Genomic DNA, 18,732 nt, shown 5'->3' with positions numbered 1-18,732 from the left:
TGCGTCACCTCGCAGAACTGTCATTGTATCAAAACTACACACGAAAATTTGAAATGTAGTTGACATACAAGGATCGATCGCCAAGAATTTAATCGTCGCGGGCACAACTCGGCTAACAGGGCGCCCCGATGAGTAGTCTGACTACTTCCGGCGAAGTCACGTCGGGCCAATGACAACCTTGGAGACGATCATGAAGAAAACCACGATTGCCGCGCTCGCGGCAGCCATGCTGGCGGCCGCGTCGCACGCGAATGCCGCCACGCCGACGCAGCAGGCGGGCGCCAGCAAGGCGATCCTGCTGCAGGGCTTCCACTGGAATTCCGCCAGCAAACCGGGCTGGTACAACACCTTGCGCGGCAATGCGGGCGACCTGGCCGCGCTGGGCATCACGCACGTGTGGTTCCCGCCGCCTTCGGACTCGGCCGCGAAGGAAGGCTACCTGCCGCGCAGGCTCGACGTTCTCGATTCGGCCTACGGCCGCTCGTCGGAACTGTACGAAGCCGTACGCGCGCTGCAGGAGAAGGGCATCCAGTCGGTGGCCGACATCGTTGTCAACCACCGCGTCGGCACGACCGGATGGTCCGATTTCACGAGCCCGAACTGGAGCACGCGGACCATCGTCAACAACGACGAGTGCAACTGCGGCCTGGGCAGCTCCGACACAGGGCCGGGCTTTTCCGGCGGGCGCGACCTCGATCATACCAACGTGGGCGAGACGCAGAACGGCATCATCCACTGGCTGAACTACACGCTCAAACCGGTAGGCTTCACGGGACTGCGATTCGACTACGTCAAGGGCTTCAGCCCGGCCTATGCAGGCCAGTACGCCAATGCGTTCGCGCCCGACTTCTGCGTGGGCGAGCTGTGGCCGGATTTTGATCTGAACAACATGAACGCCAACCGCCAGGCGCTGATGGACTGGATCAACGGCACGGCCAATTCCTGCGGCGCGTTCGACTTCACGACAAAGGGCATCCTGAACGATGCCCTCGCCAACGGCAACTACTGGCGCCTGAAGGGCAGCGACGGCAAGCCGCAGGGCGCGATCGGCTGGTGGCCGGCGATGTCGGTGACGTTTGTCGACAATCACGACACCGGGCACGCCGAAAGCTGCGGCACGGGCCAGGGACTGTGGGCGGCGCCGTGCGGCAAGGTGATGGAAGGCTATGCCTACATCCTCAGCCACCCCGGCATTCCCACGGTGTTCCATCCGCACCTGTATGACTGGGGCCTGAAGGCGCCGATCGGGGCGCTGATCAACGCCCGCAAGACGGCGGGCGTCACGTCCACGTCGGCCGTCGCCATCCAGCAGGCCACGCAGGGCCTGTACGCGGCCATCGTCACCGGGACCTCCCGCCAGCTGGCCGTCAAGATCGGCCCAAACAGCTGGAGCCCCGGCAACGGCTGGACCTTGCAGACTTCCGGCACCAACTATGCCGTCTGGATGAAGTAAGCGTTCAGGAGTCCCGCCGCGACAGGTGAATGCCGATCGCCGCGGCGGCAACGGCGGCGCCGATCACCAGCGCGGTGTTGCCGCCGCGGGGCATGCGCCGCTGGCCGCCGTGAATGCCGCTGGCGCCGGCGGGCGGCGTATAGATCGTCCCGGTCGTCTCGGGTACCCGGTCCGCCTTTTTCGACCAGGCGTTCATGAAGCGGTTCATCAGCGCGGTCGTGACGGGATTGGCGAACTGGCTCAGTTTCAGCAGCGTTGCCGGCACGCCGATCGCGGTCGTGTCGCGCGGCCGCCGCGCCAGCCGGACGATGGCGTCGGCCACCGTTTCCGGCGCCAGCACGCCGGGCGGATACGCCAGCCGTGCGCCCGTATAGTTGCCCGCGTGGTGGATCCCGGGCGTGTCGACGAACGTGGGATACACGTCGCACACGTGAATGTCGGGATACTCGTTCAGTTCCGCGCGCAGTGCCTCGCTGAAGCCGCGCAGGCCGAATTTGCTGGCCGAATAGGCGGCGGCGTACGGCGTCGTGACGAAGCCGCCCGCCGAGATCATGTTGACCCAGGTGCCGTAACCCTGCTCGACGAAGATCGGCACCACGGCATGGGCGTCGTTCATATGGCTGACGAGATTGGACGCGATCACGCGCTGGTGGTCGGCGATCGGCACGTCGACGTATTTGCCGACGACGCCGATGCCTACGTCGCTGAACCACAGGTCGATGCCGCCCAGCGCCTGCCGTGCCTCGGCGGCGAATGCGCGCACCTGGTCCGCATCCGTCGCGTCCACCACGCCCACTTCCGCCCGGCCGCCGGCCTCGCGGCAGCGGCGCGCCACGTCGTCCAGGCCGTCCCGGCCGCGCGCACCCAGCACGAGATGGCAGCCCTGGCGGGCAAATGCGATGGCGGTGGCGGCGCCAATACCGCTGGACGCGCCCGTGATCACGATACGTTGGCTCGATCCCTTCATTGGTGTTTCCTTTCATTGTCAGTCGGTCGTCTTTGCCGACATACTGCGGGTTTGCGCGATTCGCGGTCGCACGGCAGGGCGGCGCCGTGCCATTTACCTCGTCAATACGGCCTATTCACGCGCCGCGGTTCGCTTGCCGCCGGCTTTATCCTATAGTTGGGCGACAATAACAAACGGAGACGCCCGATGCAGCCACCCACCATCCAGGTCGATCAGATCGTCGAACGGGGCACCATGTCCGCCTTCCAGGTCGGGCTGCTGGCGCTGTGCGGGCTGTGCCTCATCATCGACGGCTTCGACGCCCAGGCCATGGGCTACGTCGCCCCGGCCATCGTCCAGCAATGGGGCATCGACAAGGCCGCGCTGGGGCCTGTCTTCGGCGCAGGCCTGCTGGGCATGCTGCTGGGTTCGATGATCCTGACGCCGCTGGCCGACCGCGTGGGCCGGCGCCCGGTGCTGATCCTGTCGACGTTCTTCTTTGCCGCCTGCATGCTGGCGACGACGCAGGTGCACGACCTGCGCACGCTGCTGGTGCTGCGCTTCGTGACCGGCCTGGGGCTGGGCAGCATCATGCCCAATGCGATGGCGCTGGTGGGCGAATACAGCCCGGCCAGGTCGCGCGTCGTGCGCATGATGCTGATCTCCTGCGGCTTCACGGTGGGCGCGGCGCTGGGCGGGTTTGCCAGCGCCGCGCTGATTCCGGCGTATGGCTGGGAATCCGTGTTCTGGGTCGGCGGCATCGCGCCGGCCGTGCTGGCGCTGGCGATGGTGGCGTGGCTGCCGGAGTCGGTGCAGTTCATGGTGCTGGTGAATCGCCCGCGCGCGTCCATCGTGCGCTGGCTGCGCAAGGTCGATCCGACGCTGGCGATCGACCGGAACGCCGATATCGTCGTGGCCGAGCCCCAGCGCCGGGGCGCCCCCGTGATCGAACTGTTCCGGGAAGGGCGGACCCGCGTCACGCTGCTGCTGTGGCTGACCAGCTTCATGAACCTGATCAACCTGTACTTCCTGTCCAACTGGCTGCCCACGCTCCTGAAGGAGATCGGCTACAGCACCAGCACGGCCGTGCTGGCCGGCACGGCGCTGCAGGTGGGTGGCATCGTCGGCACGCTGACCCTGGGCTTTTTCATCAACAGGTTCGGATTCACGAAGGTGCTGATGGCCTGCTTCCTGTGCGCGTCCGTGTCGGTCGCGGCAATCGGCAGCGTCGCCACCGTGCTGCCGCTGCTGGTGATCGCCGTCGTTATCGCTGGCTTTTGCATCGTCGGCGGGCAGCCGGCGCTGAACGCGCTGGCCGGCACGTATTACCCGACGTCGCTGCGCTCGACCGGCATCGGCTGGAGTCTCGGCGTTGGCCGCATCGGCTCCGTCATCGGGCCTGTCGTCGGCGGCCAGCTGATCGGGCTACAGTGGAGCAACGCGGCGCTGTTCGTCGCGGCCGCCGTGCCTGTCCTCGTCTCGACGCTGGCGATGACGCGCCTGCATGCGGCCCGGCGCGCCGGGCCGGGCTGACGCCGCTCAGGCGGCGCGTTCGCCGGGGAAGTCCAGTACGTTGTCGCGGCCGCCCGTTCGCACCAGGCTGAACGGCGACGTGTCCTGGCGCCCGCTGCGCGAGTTCGCCAGCAGGTCGCCGAACCGGCCGAAGCCTGCAATGACGGCGCCGGGCGCGGGGCGGCTGTCTTCCGCTGGCGCGTGGACAGTGGTGGGGCTCTCCTGCATTCGCAGCCGCGCCGACAGCGCCGCCACCGTGTTGCGCAGCGCCGCCAGCTCGGCATCCTTGTCGCGCAGCGCCTGCTTGTGCGCCGCCCGCGCCGCTTCCAGGCGGCGCTGCGTTTCCGCCTCCACCTTGCGCGCCAGCTGTTCGATCAGTTCGCGCAGGCCGCTCTGGGTGTCGTCCGTTACGGTGGCCGTTTCGTCTTCGGCGGCCAGCTCCTTCAGGTAGCGGTGTATCGTCGACTTCGAGCCCGTGTCGCCGAGCGCACCGCGTACCGCGTCGGCGGAAGGGTAGCGGCCCTCGGCCAGCAGGCGGTCGCGGATCGTCCGGACCTGCGTCTTCGTGATGCCCGTGCGTGCCATGTCGTTCTCCGTCGGTCAGGAACTGGCCTGACCCACCAGGGCGCGGTTCTGCACCCGGTTCAGCTTAGGGTGGACGACGGGGATCGTCAGCATGGTGCTGGCGGCCGCCATCAGCAGCAGTGCCGTGAACGTCTCGCTGGTGATGATGCCCTTGTCCAGCAGGATGTTGGCAAACACGATCTCGATCAGTCCCTTCGACTGCAGCAGCCAGCCGATGATGGACGCTTCGCCGCGCTGCCACTTCAGCATGCGCCCGGCAAGATGCGCCCCGGCCAGCTTGCCGCCCACGGAGGCGGCCAGCAGCAGGCCGGCCGCGAAGAAGACGGAGTAGCCGCCCAGGTCCCATTTCGTGCGCAAGCCGGTACTGAGGAAGAACACCGGCATCAGCACCAGCAGCACGTTGCGGAACAGCGTATCGAGTTCTTCCTGGCCGAACCACTCGACGTCCATCACGACGCCAGCCAGGAACGCGCCCACCATGAAATGGAGCCCAGCCCAGTCGGCACTGAAGCCGCAGGCGATCAGCCAGATGACGGCCACGTACCAGCGATCCGTCTTGCCGAGGCGCGCCATCAGGCGCCGGAACAGCAAGGTGAGCACGACAAAAACGGCGATGAAGCCCAGCTGGCGACCCATGCGCTCCCAGTCCAGCAGGATCACGGCCAGCACGGCCCAGATGGCCACGTCGTCCAGGCTGGCATAGCGCATGATGCGCTGGCCCATCGGCTGGCGCAGGATCTCGAGTTTTTCCAGCAGCAGGACAAGGACGGGCAGGGCGGTCACGGCGCAGGCCATCCCCGTACCCAGCATGAACTGCCAACCGGCGGCGCCCGCGCCTTTCCAGCCGGGATAGGCCATCAGCAACAGCGCCGCGCCGCAGCCGAACAGCAGCGGCATGCCCAGCGACAGGCCGGCGGTGGTGGCGCTCTCGCGGCGGTACTGCCAGACCTTTTTCAGATCCAGCTCGATACCCGCCAGCATCACGAACAGCATCACGCCCCACATGGCAACGCCGTTGAGCGTCCTGGTGACGTCGGGATTGAAGACGAACTTGTGATAGTCCGGGAAGACGGCGCCCAACGCGCCGGGGCCCAGCACGATGCCCATGACAATCTGGACCACCACCAGTGGGGCAAAATAATCGGTCTTGCAGAAGCGCCAGATGACGTACGGCGCCACGAAGATGAGCAGCATGGCCAACAGAAAAATCTCGCTCGTACTCATGGGTCTCCTTCTTGTGTTTTATCTGTCGTGATAGTTCCCGTACGGTCTTTTGATTACGTAATTACGTACCGAATCGATGGTAGTGGACAATATGAAAACATGAAAGCGATTTCAAGGCGCTGTGGTAGCGTTTCCACACCCGAAGTGGATGGCTTCTGATGCAATCTGCTGTGGCATGAACGCGGCGCCGCGTGTACATTGCTTCGCTTGCGAACTGCCCGTACAGATCATGTCCTCCGCCAGCACCTCCTCCACCTCCTTGACGGTTTCCCGCATCCTTCACGCCGGCTACGTGTTCGAATGCGACGGCGCGCGCATCGCCTTCGATACGATTTTCGAAAACCCGTTCAGCCGCAACTGCCATGCGTTCCCGGACGTGCGCTTCGACGAGGCGGCGATCCGCCGCCAGCGCTTCGATGCCGTCTTCATCTCCCATTTTCATGACGACCACTGTTCGCTGGAAAGCCTGGACCTGCTGGACCGCGCCACGCCGCTGTATTTGTACTGCCTGTTCGACGAGCTGTTCGACATGATCCGGCAGCTGGGCTTCACCAGCGTGCAGGCGTTGCGGCTGAACGAGCCGGTCGCGGTCGGGCCGTTCCAGGTGACCCCACGCGAAGCGATGGATGCCGACGTCGATTCGATGTTCCAGGTACGGGCAGCGGGACTGAACGTGCTCAATGTGGTCGACTCGTGGATCGACGACGGCACCCTGGCGCAGCTGGTGCGCGAGGGGCCGTGGGACATGGTGCTGTGGCCCTTCCAGACGATGCGCGAGATCGAGGTGCTGGCGCCATCGCGCGCGCCGCCCGCGCCGCCGGCGTTGCCGGAAGAGTGGCTGCCGCAGCTGCGGGCGCTGGCGCCCCGCTATGTCGTGCCCAGCTCGTGCCAGTTCGTGCAGGAGCCGTGGTCGTGGTACAACCGGGCTTTCTTCCCCGTCTCGTATGCATACTTCACGCGCGAAGTGACGGCGGCGCTGCCGGGCACGCAGGTGGTGCGTCTCGATCCGTCGGTTGCGGTGCGGCTGGACGGCACGTCGCTGCGTCCGGCGCAGCCGCTGGACTGGGTGGTGCCGGTGGGCCCGCAGGACGTCGATTACGCCTGCGAAGGCCATGCCTCGGCGCCGCCGACCGCGGAGATCGCGCAGCACTTCGCGGCGCTGACGGCGGCGCAACTGGCCCGGGTCGTCGAATACTGCACGATGGAATTGCCGGGCAAATATGGCGACGTGCCGGCGGCCTCCGACTACTTCGACAAGCCGCGCATCTGGCAGTTGTCGCTGTACGATCACACGGGACAGGCAACGCGCTGGCGCTACCGCCTGGAGCCGGACGGCACGGCAACGATCGAGGAGGGCGGGGGTGGCCTGGGCTGGACGACCGACATCCCCGCCGCGAAGCTGTACGCCGCGCTGGAGGATGGCGAATCGCTGACGTCGATGTACCTGCGCATCAATGACACGGTGTTCGACGCGGCCGCCGAACGGGCGCTGGCCGAGGCGGACATAGTCGACGACCCGCTGATCCGCTGCCTGTTCAGCGACACGTTCGGCGCCTATCAGGCCGCCCAGCTGCGCCGGCTGCTGGCGCGCTAGTTATTTGCCCAGCAACCGCAGTGACTGTTCCCAGTCCGCCCGCCAAGCCTGCAGGAAGTCGTGCGTCGCGAACGCACGTTTCAGCGGCCCGAGTGGGGTGCGGTAGACGTCGTGCAGGCCGAGGGCCAGCGTCACCGGATTCCATACGGCGTTGCGCTTCGACTTCTTCGCGCTGGCCTTGACGCGCGCGCCATCGTCGCCAAACACGCCGATCGCATCGTCCAGCGCCTTCGCCAGGTCCATGCGCACGAACGACGCGAACGCCGCCAGCACTTCCTCCTTGCCGATGCCGAACGGCGATTCCGCCGCCACCGGCGTCTTCACCGGCAGCGCCGCATGTTTCAGCTTGCCCGCCAGCCGCTCCACGTCCTTCTTCTGGAAACGCAGCGCGTCGAGCGGGCGCCGGAAGCCGGGCGCCGGTAGCCGCGCCACGATCTTGTACGCGTCCTTCGTCATCGTCATCAGCACGTCCTCGCTGCCTGCCGCCAGCCGGGCGATATCGCCCTCGAAGAAAATCGGTGCCGCGTAGCCGCCGTTCGCCTCGCCGAACAGTTCCGGATACGCCGCGTCGTAGTCGAGCCAGACATACGGCGTCAGCTCGTGTTCCAGCAGCCGCGCCAGGGTCCAGGGCGAGCCGGTCTGCTGTTCCAGCCAAGCGCAGGATTCGGAAACGGTGGCGCGGAAGGGGAGGTCGCTGGCGGTCATGGTCTTGTGGCGTGTGATGGGATGGCTATTGTAGGGGTTTTGGGCGGGGACGGTCATCACGGCATCCACGGCAATTTTCTTCAATACGGCGCGCCCGCCGAAATCTATCGTCATGCTTCCAAAAACCAGGAGCCACGCATGACCACCGCATCCCTCTACCTCTCCATGGCCGCCTTCGCGCTGGCCTCATCCATCACGCCCGGTCCCGTCAATATCGTCGCCCTGAGCGCCGGCGCCCGCCACGGGCTGGCGGCCAGCATGCGCCACGTGGGCGGCGCCACCGTCGGCTTCACGCTGCTGCTGCTCCTGACGGGGCTCGGCCTGTACGAGGTCATGCTGCGCTGGCCGCAGACGATCGTGGCGATCCGCTGGGCCGGCATCGGCTTCCTGTGCTATCTGGCGTGGAAGCTCGCCATCGACGACGGCCGTCTGTCGTTCGACGCGGCCGCCGGTCCGTCCTGGCTGTCCGGCGCCGCCATGCAGTGGTTCAACCCGAAAGCGTGGCTGGCATCCGTGGCGGGGATGGGTGCCTATGTGGCCGACGGCGACCCCGTGCTGGTGTGGCGCTTTGCCGCCATCTATTTTGTCGTTTGCTACCTGTCGATCGCCTGCTGGGCATACGCGGGGGCGATGCTGCGCGGGTACCTTTCCGACGCCGCGCGCATCCGCCGCTTCAACCGCGCGATGGCGCTGCTGCTGGCCGGGAGCGCACTGTGGCTGCTGGCGCGCTAGCCCGGTACTGGCCAGGCGTGGCGGCGACGTGCAGCTTGAACGCCCGCTGCAGGTGCGCCTGGTCGGCGAAGCCGGCCGCCAGCGCCACGTCGGCAATCGGTTCGCCCGCCTTCAGGCGCCGCCGGCACAGCTGGATGCGGCAGTTGACCAGCCACGCGTGCGGCGTCATGCCGTAGCGGGCCTTGAAGCTGCGGATCAGGTGCGACGGCGACAGGCCCGCCGCCGCGCAGATCTCGTCGAGCTTCAGCGCGCGCATGCAGTGCGCACCGATGTAGTCCGCCGCGCGGCGCAACTGGTCGTCGGCGGGAGCAGGGGCCCTTGCCGCTACCGGCCGCAGCGTCTCGTGCAGCGACGTGAAGAACGCGATGGCCGCGCCGTGTTTTGCCAGCGGGTCCGCGTGCCGATCGACGCACGTGTCGTACATCGCCGCCAGACCCGCATGCAGGGCGGGGTCCTCACTGGCCGCGGCCGCGTAGGGGCGGAAAGCCGCGCTCGCGCCACCATCCAGGTCCTGCTGCAATTTGCCCAGCCACTCGCAATCCACATAGAACATCCGGTACGCCCATGGTTCGTCGCCCAGCGGGTTGCAGGCGTGGACGTCGCCTGGATTCATCAGCACGACGCTGCCCGCGCGCACCTGCCGGCGCGTGGTGCCGTTCACGTATTCGCTGGCGCCGCCCGTGATCAGGCCAATCGAGAACGTCTCGTGCGCGTGCCTCGCATAGCAGACGTGGCGGCCGTCGTCGATGGCGCGCGCCTCCAGGAACGGCACGGCCGCGTCGCGCCAGAAGGTGGGCGTGGCTGGACTGGTCATCGGGCTCCCTCGCGGTTCGGTGGACGTCCATGATGGCAGAACCGGCCCGTTCCGTCGAGGCGGGGGGCCGTGGCGTGGCCGATACACCAGGCCCGCCATGACAAACGAAGACAACCGGACGGATCGAAACGGCCAATAATGCCGTCAAACGATCGAACGCAAGGAGGCTGCCATGGCCGATCTGTATGCCGCCGTCACGGACGATGCGCTGAACCGCATCGCCGGCTTCCTGCACGCGCGCGCGCCTTACCTGTTCAATTACGTGGCCCCGTCGCTGCGTCCGCGGCTCGACGACGCGGGCGCCGTCATCGGCTACGAGGAGAACTGGGTGGTGTGCACGGAGGTCGATCCACCGCCTCCGCCGGGCGTGCCGCGCTACCGCCGCATTCCGCCATTCCAGCTGCCGGGGGTGCCAATCAGGCTTCCCTGCGCCATCCAGCTGATCCACCTGCGCTTCGACTTCCATCCCGGCGACACGATCGCCTTGCCGCCCGAGTTGCCCGGGCCGCTGGCGCCGCAGCGCTTCGCGCTGGAGGCGATGATCGAGTTCGGCCTGGCCTGCGTGCCGCCCGCCGCGGTGGCGCCGCCGGTGTTGTCCACGCATAGTCACGCCTGGGATCTGCCCGTGCTGCCGGTGGACCGCCTGGAATGCTTCCTGATCCGCATTTTCGTTGTCGGCCACCTCATCACCGGTATCGGCGGCATGCCGCAGCAGATCGGCCTCGAACTGGATGGCCTGGAAATCGCCGATATCAAGCCGGCCGGGCTGGAAGGGGCGGTGGAGTGCTACCTGATCGCCATGCTGAAGGGCGCGATCCTGCCGCAGCTCGTGCTGGCGCTGCAGGCGGTTCCCATCCATACGCTGGGGCTGACCGCCGTGACGCCGTCGCTCAGCGCCGGCTTGCCGAACAATCCCGCCGTCGAGAACAACGCGCTGCACGTGTGGCTCGACCTGGCATTCGCGTGAGGTTGCCATGAGCGACGTTTCCCTCTCCGTTTCCGAAGCCGCCTTCGAGACGATCTACAACCGTATCGTGCCCACGCCGTCGCTGCCGTTCAGTAAAACCGTGTCGTTCGCCGGTCTCGCGTTCGGCGTCGACGGCGCGCTTCACGTCGCCGGTGCCGGCGATATCGACTTCGAGGACGGCGACAGCTTCTGGCTCGACGAGCTGAAGATCGGCTGGGACCAGCTGGTCCTCCGCCTCGGTTTCGACATTCCGGCGGTAACCGTGGGCCGGTTCTGTATCCTGCGGGTGCAGCTTCCCTGGGAAAGCGGCGACGACTGCAAGTGGGAGTTTCCGGGCGGGCAACTGTTCGGGGCCGACATGGACATCGGACCGCTGACGATCAACCTGAACGCGATCATTCCGTACGTCGTGACGGAGGTGTCGGGACGGTTCAGCATCGGCCTCGTGTCGGAAGGCGACACGCTGAAACTGAAGGTGTACAAGCAGTCCGTCGACGTCGATCCGATCTCGATCCAGGACACGTTCGGCAAGCTGCCCGCCCTGCTGCAGGCGGCGCTCGCGGCGGCGGCCGCCAGTTTCGTCGCGGCCCATCCACCCATGTTCCTGGTCGACGCGGCGCTGGGTATCCTCGGCTTTCCGACCGTGACGGAGCTGTTGCTGGATGTCCTCGACATCGGCGACGACGTGCAGGAGTGGCTGACGCGCCGCCTCAACGTCGATATCGGCATCCAGAACATACTGGCAGGGCTGATTGCCAAGGCGATCCTGGAGAAAACGATGTTCGACATTCCCGACCCTTACGGCCTGCTGCCCTCGATCGATATCGACGTGGCCGATTTCGGCGGCTTTGCCGATCCGCAGCCCGCCGTCCCGCAGACGACGCTCGACGCCCCGCGGGCGAACATCGTCGATCCCGACGCCCGCTTCGATGCCGACACACTGCACATCCGATTCGACCTTGGCCTTTGACGGAGCCCGCCATGATACCGACCATGCTGACCCGGACCCGATTCGACAGCGCCGCGCTGGCCGGCCTGGCGTCCATTGCCCATCCGATGCGCGAGACCGGCCACTGGAGGCTGACAACCGCAGGCCGGCGCGTGTCGCCGCGCCGCCAGGTCGATCTTGTCGTCCGTGAAGGCGGCCAGGCACGCCACGCGATCGACCTGGCGGACGACGCCGGCCACTGGCAAACCGCCTTGGATGAAGCCTTCCTGGCGCCTGGCGGCAGGATCAATCTGGCGGCCCGTGCCGCCGCCGACGGCTGCCACGCCTTGCTGTTCGGCGCGCAGCCGGACCAGCCACTGTGGGATTCGCGCGCGCTGCAGCAAGGCGATGGCTACGCGTGCACGCCCATGCGGCCGGGCATCTACCGCATCGAGAACACATTGGGCACGGCGGTCGGACGGCTGCGGGTGAACTATCCCGACCCGCGCGCCATCGCCGAGGGCATGCGCCTCGCGGCGACACCCGTGCATGCCGCCGCCGGAACGGCCATCGCGCCCGCCGACCTGCGCATCGACCCGGGCCAGCTGCTGGTCTTCGGCATCGATGCGCCGTGCCGCCTGGTCGTCACGCTGGAAGCGCCCGACGACGGTCCGCCGGAGCTGGCGGCCTGGCGCGAAGAGCGCAGCCGCATGGCGCTGGAGCGGGTATTCGGCAAGCGCGAATGCTGACGTGGCTCTTCAGTGCTGCGCCACCAGGCGCGCATGCAGCAGCTCGCGCTCCGCTGGCGCGGGCGCGTGCAGGTAGTGGAACTTGCCCGCGACCACGGTCGCGACCGGCACCCCGTCGCGGAACAGCACGCGGTTACCGGCCAGCGCGGGCACCTTGTCACCGGGCAGCAACGTGCCGCACAGGTTGAGCGGATCGACACCGGAAACCAGCACGAGACTGCCGTCATGCGGGCGACGGCGCATCTCGCGCAGCAGCGGGATCGCTTCGGGCAGCGCGAACTGCTCGCCCGACAGCCCGGCAACGAAGCGCCCGCCGCGGATTTCGCCGCGCGCTTCCAGCCGGTGGTAGACGGGCAACAGTTCGCGCCACGCGGGCAGCCACGCCGCTTCCCGTTCCAGCAGATGCCAGAACATGACGCCGTAGCGGCGCAACAGCGTCATGGCGATGTGTTCCAGCGTCTGCGGCTCCGTGCGCGGACGGCGGCCGGGTGGCGGCGCCGCTGCGGGGGTGTCCATGCCGCGCTCGCGGATGGTCACGCCATCGGCCCGCCGCACCAGCGCCCAGCGGCCCGCTTCCTCCATTGTCGGACCGCCACCGCGACGGCGGCGCCGGTCCATCGTGTTGCGTTTATTGGCCGGCACCAGCATGGCGCGCAGGCCGGCATAGCTGTCGGCGTTGACGAGGCCCGTCGCCACCAGCTCCCCCAGCGTGTCCTCCAGTTCCGCGCCCAGCAGGCGGGCCTCGTGCGACAGCTCGTCGAAGAACATGGCGCCGTGGTTGCGCAGCGCGTCAAGCACCCGCACCGCGCGCGACGATACCTCCACTTCGCTGGCCACGGCAGGCAGCGCATGCCACAGCGCCAGCTGCCGGCGCGGCAGCAGTACCAGCGGCGTGCCGCGCACCGGGCCGCCGCTGGCGCTGGCGGGCGCGCCCACGCGGGTCCAGACGATGCGGCCGGCGCGGCACAGGTCATCGAGCCACAGCATCGAATAATCCTTGACCCGCGCGGCCAGCAGTTCGCTTTCCCATGCTCCGGCTGCCGCCTCGTAGCCTTCCAGCTGTGCCAGCGCGACGGCGAGGGAGTCGGCGCCCTGCAGCCGCGTATTCTCCGCCACGTGCTGCCATTCGAACAGGAAGCGCATGAAGTCCTGCCGCTCGACGGGCTCGATCTCGCGGCGCAGGCTCCTGATCGTGTAGCGGTGGATGCGCGCCAGCAGGTGGCGCTCGCACCACTCCTCGTCGGGGGCACCGGGCGTGAAGCGGCCACGCATGACATAGCCCTGCGCTTCCAGCTGCGCCAGCGCGATGGCAGCAGTACTTTCCGGCAGGGCCAGCGGCGCGGCGATCTTCGCCAGCGTCTGTGGACCGAAGCCGGCCAGCCGTGCGCGCAGGACTTCGACCAGCGCCGCGTCACGGGTCCACGGTTCCTCGGCGGCCAGCCGTTCGGGCAGCGTCAGTACTGGCGTGGCGACGGCGTCGGGATACGCGGTCTGCAGGCACGCCAGCCGTTCCAGCGCCACCCAGAACGCATAGCCGTCGCCTTGCAGCAGCGTGGCCCGGCCGCCCGCCGACAGCGTGGCCAGCCAGCCTTCCCAGTCGGGGTTGCGTGCCGCTTCGGCGGTGGTAATGCAGGCCAGTGCGACAAGTGCCTCGTGCATCTCGTCGGCATTGCGCGCTTCCGGCCAGCTTTCGTCCGCCACCGCTTCAATGGCGCCGGCGTCGAGGGCGCCCAGATCGTCGGCCGACGCCGGATCGGTCCAGCGGCGGTTGATAACGGCCTGCGTGCGGCGTTCCTCCAGCGGTGCGTCATCCAGGAACGCGTACGGGCGCGCGTTCAGGATCTCCATCGCCAGTGGCGACGGCGCGGGCAAGTCGCGTGACAGCAGGCGGACTTCGCCGGCCTCGATACGGCGCAGCAGCGCCAGCCAGCCTTCGCTGTCCATCGCGTCGTGCAGGCAGTCGTCCAGCGTCTGGTCCACCAGCGGGTGGCTGGGCAGCTCGCGTTCGCCGACGATGTTTTCCAGGCACGCTGCCTGGTCGGGAAAGACGGCGGCCAGCATGTCGTCGCTTTTCATGCGCATCAGCTGCGGCGCCACCTTTCGACCGCCGGCAAAGCGGGGCAGGGCCAGCGCCGTCGTCGCGTTCCAGCGCCAGCGCACGTTGAACAGCGGCGCATCCAGCAGCGCCTGGACCAGGATGTGCTCCGCGCTGTCTGCGCGCAGGTAGCGCCATACCTCGTCGAGCGGGAAGCTGTGGCTGTCCGACAGCGACAGCACGATCGCGTCCTCGGTGGCCGCCGCCTGCAGTTCGAAATTGAACGTGCGGCAGAAGCGCTTGCGCAGCGCCAGCCCCCAGGCGCGGTTGATGCGGCTGCCGTACGGCGAGTGCAGCACCAGCTGCATGCCGCCGGATTCGTCGAAGAAGCGCTCCAGCACGAGTGTTTCGCACGTCGGCAGCGCCGTCAGCGCGGCACGGGCCCGCGCCAGGTAGTCGACGATCTGGCGCGCGGCGTCGTCGGCAAGCCCCAGGTGTTCGTGCAACCAGTCGATGGCATGCTCGATGGCGGCGTTGGCATCGTCGCGTTCGCCCAGCAGCCGGTCGATCTCCCCACGCAGCCGCGCCACGCCCAGCGAAAGCTCGTCGCTGCGGCCGGGCGCCTCGCCCAGCCAGAACGGGATGTTCGGCGCGGCGCCATGGGCATCCTCGACGCGCACCTTGCCCGCCTCCACGCGCAGGATGCGGTAGGACGTGTTCCCGAGCTGGAACACGTCGCCGGCCAGACTCTCCACGGCGAAGTCCTCGTGCACCGTGCCGACGCTCTGGCCGGCCGGCTCCAGGAGCACGGTGAAGTCGGCGTTGTCGGGGATGGCGCCGCCGGACGTGACGGCCGTCAGTTTGCCGCCGCGCCGTCCGCGCAGCGTACCGCTGACGGCATCGCGGTGCAGGTAGGCGGCGCGCACGCCCTGGCGGCCGTTGAAACCTTCCGTCAGCATGCGCAACACGGCGTCATAGCTATCACGGGTCAGCGCCGCATAGGGTGCCGCGCCGCGAATCAGGCCGAACAGCTTGTCCTCGCGCCACTCGCGGCTCGCCACTTCGGCCACGATCTGCTGCGCCATCACGTCGAGCGGCGCGGCGGGATGCGCAGCGCATCGAGTTCGTCGCGCCGCACGCAATCGAGCAGCGCCGTGCATTCGATCAGGTCGTCGCGCGACGTGGGGAAAAGCCGGCCCTTGGGCAGGCCGCCGACGTGGTGGCCCGAGCGGCCGACGCGCTGCAGGAACGAGGCGATGCTGCGCGGGGAACCCATCTGGCAGACCAGGTCCACGTCGCCGATGTCGATGCCCAGTTCCAGCGACGCCGTGGCGATCAGCATGCGCAGGTCGCCCCGTTTCAGGCGCTGTTCCGCGTCCAGCCGGTATTCCTTGGCCAGGCTGCCGTGGTGCGCGGCCACGTGTCCGGCGCCCAGGCGGTCGGCCAGGTGGCGCGCGATGCGCTCGGCCATGCGCCGCGTATTGACGAAGACGAGGGTGGTGCGGTGCAGGGCGGCCAGCTCGGCCAGCCGGTCGTAGACGCGGTCCCACACCTCGTTCGGCATCACGGCCTCCAGCGGCACAGGCGGCAGCTCCAGCCCCAGGTCGCGCGCCCGTACGTGGCCGACATCGACGACGGCGCACGGGCGGCCGGCGCCGGCCAGGAACTGCGCGACGACGGAAATGGGTTTCTGCGTGGCCGACAAGCCGATGCGCACGGGCGCCTGCGGGCACAGCGCCGCCAGCCGCTCCAGGCTCAGGGACAGGTGGCTGCCACGCTTGCTGCCGGCCACCGCGTGGATCTCGTCGACGATCACCGTGCGCACGGTGGACAGCATGGTGCGGCCGCTGTCCGATCCAAGCAGCACGTACAGCGATTCCGGTGTGGAGACGAGGATATGCGGCGGACGCTTGCGCGCGGCATTGCGCTCGGCCTGCGGCGTGTCGCCCGTGCGCACGGCGCTGCGGATGCCGTGTGCCGGCAGATCCATCGCGGCCAGCTGCGCGCCGATGCCTTCCAGCGGCACCAGAAGGTTGACGCGGATGTCGTTCGACAGGGCCTTCAACGGTGAGACGTACAGCACGCGCGTCTCGTCGGGCAGCGGCTGCGCGACGCTTTCGCGCACGAGCGCGTCGATGGCGGCGAGAAAGGCCGTCAGCGTCTTGCCCGAGCCGGTGGGCGCGGCGATCAGCGTGGCCTGGCCGGCCTGGATCAGCGGCCAGGCGCGCCGCTGCGCCTGCGTGGGGCCGGGAAAGGCCGCGTCGAACCATGCCGCCACGGCCGGGTGGAACTCATGCGGGACATCGGACTGTTTCATGCGGCGGCGCGGGCAGTTTGATGATGCGGTAACCCACATCATAAAGGAAGTGCCGTCCGCGTGCCGTCCCGCTCAGTCGAGGAAATCGGCGTACTCCCGACGCGCGTACCCCTTCAGTTTCTGCCAGGGGAGGTCGCCGGCCAGGTGCGGCTGCACCGTCAGCTCCAGCCGGTTGAAGAACGTGCCGGCCCTGTCGCCGCTTTCGATGACCAGGGGGATTTCCCTGCGCTCGTCCCACAGCACGCGCTCAAAGACGCCGTCGCGCTCGCGCCAGCGTGCGCCGGCAACGGTGGATTTGCGGGCCGACACGGGCATCGCGTGCAGGCGTTTCGGGTCGAGCAGGTAGTAGGCCCGGTCCCACGAGCCGTCGAAGCTGACGTTGTCGAATTCTCCCGGCGGCACTGCAATCACTTCCCGTGCATGCGGGCCGACGTATTCGAGCCGCAGCTGTTTGCCTTCCTGCGCCAGATGGCGCGGCAGCACGACGGGATTGAAGTGCTTGCGCACCGAGGTCTCCCGCGCTACGGCTTTGCTGATGCGCGGTTTGCCTTCGTCATGCTCGTGGCCCGCGGCGCCGGTCGCGGGCGGCCAGGACGGCCGCGCTCAGGCCGGCAATGAAGATGGACTTGCAGGTTGCCTCGAATGTCATGTCATCGTTCCGGGACGGGAAAGATGGCGGCAATAGCGACGGCGTGTGACGAGTTGATGACGGGTCGAGGGACCAGCAGCACGCGCGCAGCGTTGAAAATCTCACCGGCAGGCCGGCGCCCGTCGCTGCCGACCGACGCTGCCGGTGTGCCGTCGGGCCTACACCGCGGTGATGAATGGATCCCAGTTGATGTAGTACGGGCCGCCCCCCTGTCCGGGCGTGACCTGAACCTGGATCTGATACGTCTGGGAGCCCTGGTTTTGTGCCTTGCCGACCCAGTAGTTGCCGCTGCCGGCCTGTTTCTTCGGATAGCCGCTGCTGCCGAAGACGTCGCCCCCCGAGACGTTGAAGCCCGTGATGACGACCGTGTCGCCGCTGCCCAGGTCGATCGGATACACCGTGAAGCCGATCTGCTGGCCTACCGGGCACTGGGTGGTGAGTTCCAGCTGGCCCTCCGACTGGCTACCCTGCTGCACCTGGTTGTCCATCATATAGACGCCCGCGCCGATAGTCCCGGAGCCGACGGAGCCGACATAGGCCGTGTCGATCGCAATGGCGACCTGCGTCTGGGGGAAGCGGCCGGACGTTCCGTCGGCTGCATGGTCCTGCACTGTTGCTGTGGTCATGACATTCTCCTCGTTCAGTTGACTGTGATGGTGGGGTCGATCAGCAGCGTCATGCCGGAGCCGCCCGGTGCGCAGACATTGATCGTCAGCTGGTAGCTGGCGCTGCCGACCGTCTGGGCCGTGCCGATGAAATCCAGGCTGTCGAACTCGGTCGGCTGGCCGCTGTCACCCCATGCATTGCAGTTGCCGACACTCTGCAGCTGCAGCGAGCCGCCTTTCGCCAGGAAGTTCGGATCGACCGGCATGACCGTCCAGCAGATCAGTGAGCCCGACGTGCAAACGGTATTCAGGGCGGTCGTTCCTTCGGTACCCGGTGTGCCGCCGTTATCGACCAGATAAATCCCTGTGGTCTGTCCCAGCTGTGTCGCATTGCCGTCCACCCAGATCTGGATAAAAACATCGCAGTCCGACGGCGTGATGGAATTCGTATTCATGATGGTGCCTCTTTCTGTATGTCGAGTCGGTTGATGGCGCCGTGCTCTCAGCAGTTGCCCCAGATGGTGCCGTTCCAGATCGCGGTGCCATTGAAATAGACGGTGGCATTGACGCCGGTAAAGAATGGCGGCATCCAGGTCGACCCGCAGGTGGCGACGCAGACGTTCAGGTTGCTCCCTGCCGGCACCGGCAGGTGAACGTCGAAGCAGATCTGGCCGATGATCGGCACGGAGATGCAGATCTGGTTATTGTTGTATGCCACGGTGGCACACAGGCTGAAGTTGAAGGCGGTGACACTATTGTCCAGTGTGAAAGCGGTGGCGCTTGCGGCCGCCGTGTTCGTCCTTTTCGTCAGATCGGGTACGAGCGCTGGCTGGCATTGGCATTTTTGGTCGGTCATGATGGTTCCTCGCTTGGCCCTACTCATTTGGCTTTTCGGAAAACGCCCCGTCGGAAGCCCC

General features: G+C 67.4%; 16 protein-coding genes and 1 pseudogene. 7 read left to right on the top strand and 10 right to left on the bottom strand.

Annotation, left to right across the window (positions count from 1 at the left end):
• The first annotated feature begins 190 nt into the window (after nt 1-190).
• Nucleotides 191-1,453 carry a glucan 1,4-alpha-maltotetraohydrolase domain-containing protein gene (locus E1742_RS04340; protein WP_134383718.1) on the top strand — a complete coding sequence of 421 codons (1,263 nt, stop codon included), beginning with the start codon at nt 191-193 and terminating at the stop codon, nt 1,451-1,453.
• Nucleotides 1,454-1,457: 4 nt separating this feature from the next.
• Here the strand turns inward: E1742_RS04340 and E1742_RS04335 are convergent, their stop codons facing one another.
• A complete protein-coding gene (locus E1742_RS04335; RefSeq protein ID WP_134383717.1) occupies nt 1,458-2,420 on the bottom strand; it encodes an SDR family oxidoreductase in 963 nt (320 codons plus the stop codon).
• A 186-nt stretch (nt 2,421-2,606) separates the two neighbouring features.
• Between E1742_RS04335 and E1742_RS04330 the strand changes: the two genes are divergently transcribed.
• Entirely contained in the window at nt 2,607-3,932 is a 1,326-nt protein-coding gene (locus E1742_RS04330; protein ID WP_134383716.1) for an MFS transporter, read from the top strand.
• A gap of 6 nt (nt 3,933-3,938) precedes the next feature.
• Here E1742_RS04330 and E1742_RS04325 read toward each other — a convergent pair whose 3' ends face one another.
• Together E1742_RS04325 and E1742_RS04320 are read right to left on the bottom strand one after the other, a co-directional pair.
• Nucleotides 3,939-4,496 carry a DNA-binding protein gene (locus E1742_RS04325; RefSeq protein WP_134383715.1) on the bottom strand — a complete coding sequence of 186 codons (558 nt, stop codon included), beginning with the start codon at nt 4,494-4,496 and terminating at the stop codon, nt 3,939-3,941.
• Nucleotides 4,497-4,511: 15 nt separating this feature from the next.
• Entirely contained in the window at nt 4,512-5,720 is a 1,209-nt protein-coding gene (locus tag E1742_RS04320) for a cation:proton antiporter (protein ID WP_134383714.1), read from the bottom strand.
• Between the two features lie 229 nt (nt 5,721-5,949).
• On the opposite strand from E1742_RS04320, the gene E1742_RS04315 reads away from it, so the two are divergent.
• Complete coding sequence (locus E1742_RS04315; RefSeq protein ID WP_134383713.1) at nt 5,950-7,314, top strand: MBL fold metallo-hydrolase; 1,365 nt, start codon at nt 5,950-5,952, stop codon at nt 7,312-7,314.
• On the opposite strand, the gene E1742_RS04310 is transcribed toward E1742_RS04315, so the two are convergent.
• On the bottom strand, nt 7,315-8,133 hold the full coding sequence (locus E1742_RS04310; RefSeq protein ID WP_307721909.1) for a hypothetical protein: 819 nt from the start codon (nt 8,131-8,133) through the stop codon (nt 7,315-7,317).
• 24 nt (nt 8,134-8,157) lie between these two features.
• Between E1742_RS04310 and E1742_RS04305 the strand changes: the two genes are divergently transcribed.
• Entirely contained in the window at nt 8,158-8,751 is a 594-nt protein-coding gene (locus E1742_RS04305) for a LysE family translocator (RefSeq protein ID WP_134383712.1), read from the top strand.
• Here the strand turns inward: E1742_RS04305 and E1742_RS04300 are convergent.
• On the bottom strand, nt 8,693-9,565 hold the full coding sequence (locus E1742_RS04300; protein WP_134383711.1) for an AraC family transcriptional regulator: 873 nt from the start codon (nt 9,563-9,565) through the stop codon (nt 8,693-8,695). The genes E1742_RS04305 and E1742_RS04300 overlap by 59 nt on opposite strands.
• A gap of 172 nt (nt 9,566-9,737) precedes the next feature.
• Between E1742_RS04300 and E1742_RS04295 the strand changes: the two genes are divergently transcribed.
• Genes E1742_RS04295 through E1742_RS04285 form a run of 3 tightly spaced genes read left to right on the top strand, consistent with a single transcriptional unit; the run spans nt 9,738 to nt 12,209 of the window.
• Nucleotides 9,738-10,532, top strand: coding sequence for a hypothetical protein (locus E1742_RS04295; protein WP_134383710.1), 795 nt, complete (start codon nt 9,738-9,740; stop codon nt 10,530-10,532).
• A gap of 7 nt (nt 10,533-10,539) precedes the next feature.
• The gene (locus tag E1742_RS04290) at nt 10,540-11,502 is read left to right on the top strand and encodes a hypothetical protein (protein WP_134383709.1); all 963 of its coding nucleotides are present in this window, start codon (nt 10,540-10,542) and stop codon (nt 11,500-11,502) included.
• An 11-nt stretch (nt 11,503-11,513) separates the two neighbouring features.
• The gene (locus E1742_RS04285) at nt 11,514-12,209 is read left to right on the top strand and encodes a hypothetical protein (protein ID WP_134383708.1); all 696 of its coding nucleotides are present in this window, start codon (nt 11,514-11,516) and stop codon (nt 12,207-12,209) included.
• A 9-nt stretch (nt 12,210-12,218) separates the two neighbouring features.
• Here the strand turns inward: E1742_RS04285 and E1742_RS04280 are convergent.
• The 5 genes and pseudogenes from E1742_RS04280 to E1742_RS04260 all read right to left on the bottom strand — a co-directional run bounded on the left by E1742_RS04280 (nt 12,219) and on the right by E1742_RS04260 (nt 18,671).
• A pseudogene (locus E1742_RS04280) lies at nt 12,219-16,561 on the bottom strand (Lhr family helicase).
• A gap of 72 nt (nt 16,562-16,633) precedes the next feature.
• On the bottom strand, nt 16,634-17,068 hold the full coding sequence (locus tag E1742_RS04275; protein WP_134383707.1) for a hypothetical protein: 435 nt from the start codon (nt 17,066-17,068) through the stop codon (nt 16,634-16,636).
• 300 nt (nt 17,069-17,368) lie between these two features.
• Nucleotides 17,369-17,836, bottom strand: a complete 468-nt coding sequence (locus E1742_RS04270) for an AidA/PixA family protein (RefSeq protein WP_134383706.1) — start codon at nt 17,834-17,836, stop codon at nt 17,369-17,371.
• Nucleotides 17,837-17,850: 14 nt separating this feature from the next.
• The gene (locus E1742_RS04265) at nt 17,851-18,270 is read right to left on the bottom strand and encodes a DUF8788 domain-containing protein (protein ID WP_134383705.1); all 420 of its coding nucleotides are present in this window, start codon (nt 18,268-18,270) and stop codon (nt 17,851-17,853) included.
• A 47-nt stretch (nt 18,271-18,317) separates the two neighbouring features.
• Nucleotides 18,318-18,671: a hypothetical protein gene (locus tag E1742_RS04260; RefSeq protein ID WP_134383704.1), complete on the bottom strand. Its 354-nt coding sequence runs from the start codon at nt 18,669-18,671 to the stop codon at nt 18,318-18,320.
• Nucleotides 18,672-18,732: the final 61 nt, after the last annotated feature.

The sequence above is a fragment of the Pseudoduganella plicata genome, from assembly GCF_004421005.1.
GTDB classification, from domain to species: domain Bacteria; phylum Pseudomonadota; class Gammaproteobacteria; order Burkholderiales; family Burkholderiaceae_D; genus Rugamonas; species Rugamonas plicata.
The sequence above is the reverse complement of the archived record's forward strand: the minus strand, read 5'-3'. Positions and strand labels throughout refer to the sequence as shown.